Raw genomic sequence first — 3,666 nt, forward strand, 5'->3', positions numbered from 1 at the left:
GCCTCCGCCATTTATTATTGGGTTAAACCAGATCGGCTTTTCTGTAGGAATGAGCCTGCTCGCGATGAGGCCGTTTCAGCCGACATCATTGTTGAATGACACTCCGCTATCGCGAGCAGGCTCACTCCTACAGGGGGAATGTGTTGGTTTGGGGGATTCATTTCACGGCGCCGAAGGAGAGGCCGCGCACCAGTTGTTTCTGGCTGATCCAGCCGAAAATCAGAATCGGCGCACAGGCCAGCGTCGACACCGCCGACAACTTGGCCCAGAACAAGCCTTCGGGGCTCGAGTACGAAGCGATCAACGCGGTCAGTGGCGCGGCTTTCGACGAGGTCAGGTTCAGCGACCAGAACGCCTCGTTCCAGCACAGAATCAGCGACAGCAACACAGTGGAGGCGAGGCCACCCTTGGCGATCGGCAGCAGCACACGCACCATTTCCTGCCATAACGTGGCGCCGTCGAGACGGGCGGCTTCGAGGATGTCTTTGGGGATGTCCTTGAAGTAGGTGTAAACCATCCAGACCACGATCGGCAGGTTGATCAGCGTGTAGATCACGATCAGTGCGATGCGCGTGTCGAGCAGGCCGAATGTTTTGGCCAACAGGTAAATCGGCATCAGCACGCCCACCGGCGGCAGCATTTTCGTGGAGAGCATCCACAGCAGCGTGCCTTTGGTGCGCTGGGTTTCGTAGAACGCCATCGAGTACGCCGCCGGCACCGCGATCAACAGGCACAGCGCGGTGGCGCTGAAGGAAATCACCACTGAGTTCCAGGCGAAACTGAAGTAGTCGCTGCGTTCGTTGATGTGCAGGTAGTTCTCCAGCGTCGGCGTGAAGATGAACTGCGGCGGCGTGGCGAACGCGTCGATTTCGGTTTTGAAACTGGTCATCACCATCCAGAAGATCGGGAAGAAAATCACGATCGCGATGGCCCAGGCCAGGGTGCCGAGCAGCAGGCTTTGCAGCCGGCGGGATTGTTGAAGAGTCATGGCAGGCCTCAGGCTTTGTCAGTCAGGTTTTTGCCGATCATCCGCACCAGAATGATCGCGGCGATGTTGGCGATGACCACGGCAATCAAGCCGCCCGCCGAGGCCATACCGACGTCGAACTGCACCAGCGCCTGGTTGTAGATCAGGTAAGCGAGGTTGGTCGAGGCATAGCCGGGGCCGCCGTTGGTGGTGGTGAAAATCTCGGCGAACACCGACAGCAGGAAGATCGTTTCGATCATCACCACCACGGCAATTGGCCGTGCCAGATGTGGCAGGGTGAGGTGCCAGAAAATCGCGATCGGCCCTGCACCGTCGAGGCGCGCGGCTTCTTTCTGTTCCTGGTCGAGGGACTGCATGGCGGTCATCAGAATCAGGATCGCGAAGGGCAGCCACTGCCACGAGACAATGATGATGATCGACAGCAGCGGGTAGTGGGCGAGCCAGTCCACCGGTTGCGCGCCGAACAGTTTCCAGATGTAGGCGAGGATCCCCGAGACCGGGTGGAAAATCAGGTTCTTCCAGATCAGCGCACCGACCGTGGGCATGATGAAGAACGGCGAAATCAGCATGACCCGCACGATGCCGCGACCGAGAAATTCGCTCGCTTCCAATAGCGCACTAATAAGGACGCCGAGTACCACGCTGATCAGCAACACACTGCCGACCAGCAACAAAGTGTTGGTCGCACCGGGCATGAACCCCGAATCCGTCAGGAAGTAAGTGAAATTCTCCAGCCCGACGAATTCGTTTTCACCGGGGTAGAGCAGGTTGTAGCGGATCAGCGAGAAATAAATGGTCATGCCCAGCGGCACGATCATCCACAGCAGCAACAGGGCCACCGAAGGGCTGACCAGAAACCAGCCGGGATTGCGCACGCGGACTTTGCGCTGGGGCTGGGACAAGTCGATGTGGGCTTTGGCAGTTGAAGTATTCATGGCGATCACAACCGAGTCATACAGACCTATGGAGATCTAATGTAGGAGTGAGCCTGCTCGCGATGGCGGTTTTCCATCTAACACAGTCGGTGACTGATACACCGCTATCGCGAGCAGGCTCACTCCTACAAAAGGCAGGAGCGAACGGTGCGGGTTACTTTGGATAACCGGCGCGCTTCATCTCGCGTTCAGTGGATTGCTGCGCGGCAGCGAGGGCTTGATCCACCGTGGTCTGGCCGATCAGCGCTGCCGAGAACAGCTTGCCGACCTGGGTGCCCACCGCCTGGAACTCAGGAATGGTCACCAGTTGAATGCCGATGTACGGCACCGGTTTCAGCGTCGGTTTGCTCGGATCGACAGCCTTCAGCGATTCCAGCGTGATCTTGGCGAACGGCGCAGCGCTCATGTACGCATCGCTGTAGGTCGAGGCGCGAGTACCCGGTGGAACGTTGGCGATGCCATCGGTCTTGGCGACCAGTTCGCCGTACTCTTTGGACGTCGCCCAGGCGCTGAATTCTTTCGCGGCGTCTTTCGCCTTGGAACTGGTCGGAATCGCCAGTGCCCACGAATACAGCCACGCCGAGCCTTTGTCGGTCACCTGATGCGGGGCGAAAGTGAAGCCGACGTGATCAGCCACTTTGCTTTGAGTCTTGTCGGTCACGAACGAGCCGGCGACGCTGGCATCGACCCAGATCGCGCACTTGCCGCTGTTGAACAGGGCGAGGTTTTCGTTGAAACCATTACTTGTAGCGCCCGGTGGGCCGGACTTCTTCATGGTGTCGACGTAGAAGTTCAGCGCGTTTTTCCATTCGGGGCCGTTGAATTCCGGCTGCCACTTCTCATCAAACCAGCGCGCGCCGTAAGCGTTGGCGACGGTGCTGATCAGCGCCATGTTCTCGCCCCAACCGGCCTTGCCGCGCAGGCAGATGCCGTACTGCTCTTTATCTTTGTTGGTGAGTTTTTCCGCGAAGCCGGCGATCTCTTCCCAGGTCGGCCGCTCCGGCATGGTCAGCCCGGCGTCCTTGAACAGATCGGTGCGGTAATAGGTGATCGAGCTTTCGGCGTAGAACGGCAGGGCGTACAGCGAACCCTTGACCGACAGGCCTTCACGCACTGATGGGAAGACGTCGTCGAGGGCGTAACTGGCCGGCAGATCTTTCATCGGCTCCAGCCAGCCTTTTGCGCCCCAGAGTGCAGCTTCGTACATGCCGATGGTGAGCACGTCGAACTGGCCGCCCTGGGTGGCGATGTCGGTGGTCAGGCGTTGACGCAAGACGTTTTCTTCGAGCACCACCCAATTGAGCTTGATGTCGGGATGCTCGGTCTCGAAGGTTTTCGAGAGCTTCTGCATGCGGATCATGTCGCTGTTGTTGACGGTGGCGATGGTCAGGGTCTGGGCGCCAAGGCTGACGCTGCTGAGGGTCATGCAGGTGAGGGCAAGCAGAGCTTTTGCAGTGGGTTGCATCGTGCACTCCTTTTCTGCGCCCGGCGGGGGCAGAAGGACAGTTATTGTTTTTGTGTCTTCCGACTGCAGGAAGAATGTGCACTGATTACAGCCTTCAATGGCCGGGCTGACAAATCATCCCTAGCACTGGAATCGATACTTTTTTGCACTGGGGTTTGAAGGGGTAAACGCAGGGAAGGGGTTTTCAGCGGTGCGGGGCGATCGGATGTGTACAGGTTTAACCCGGAACTGTAGGAGTGAGCCTGCTCGCGATAGCGGTGTGTCAGTCACTTATATCT

At 58.4% G+C, this 3,666-nt stretch carries 3 protein-coding genes; all 3 read right to left on the reverse strand.

The annotated features are described in order from the left end of the window. Positions 1–157: 157 nt before the first annotated feature. On the reverse strand, positions 158–988 hold the full coding sequence (locus tag QMX93_RS30215; protein ID WP_159811330.1) for a carbohydrate ABC transporter permease: 831 nt from the start codon (positions 986–988) through the stop codon (positions 158–160). Positions 989–996: 8 nt separating this feature from the next. After that, positions 997–1,923, reverse strand: coding sequence for a sugar ABC transporter permease (locus tag QMX93_RS30220; RefSeq protein ID WP_053119886.1), 927 nt, complete (start codon positions 1,921–1,923; stop codon positions 997–999). Positions 1,924–2,077: 154 nt separating this feature from the next. Then, positions 2,078–3,388, reverse strand: a complete 1,311-nt coding sequence (locus QMX93_RS30225) for a sugar ABC transporter substrate-binding protein (protein WP_212549441.1) — start codon at positions 3,386–3,388, stop codon at positions 2,078–2,080. Between the last annotated feature and the right edge of the window lie 278 nt (positions 3,389–3,666).

The sequence above is a fragment of the Pseudomonas sp. PS01303 genome (genome assembly GCF_029959385.1).
In the GTDB taxonomy this organism is placed as follows: domain Bacteria; phylum Pseudomonadota; class Gammaproteobacteria; order Pseudomonadales; family Pseudomonadaceae; genus Aquipseudomonas; species Aquipseudomonas rustica.

Coding starts and splice junctions, on each gene's coding strand:
- QMX93_RS30215 (WP_159811330.1), bottom strand. CDS start 988: ATGACTCTTCAACAATCCCGCCGGCTGCAAAGCCTGCTGCTCGGCACC.
- QMX93_RS30220 (WP_053119886.1), bottom strand. CDS start 1,923: ATGAATACTTCAACTGCCAAAGCCCACATCGACTTGTCCCAGCCCCAG.
- QMX93_RS30225 (WP_212549441.1), bottom strand. CDS start 3,388: ATGCAACCCACTGCAAAAGCTCTGCTTGCCCTCACCTGCATGACCCTC.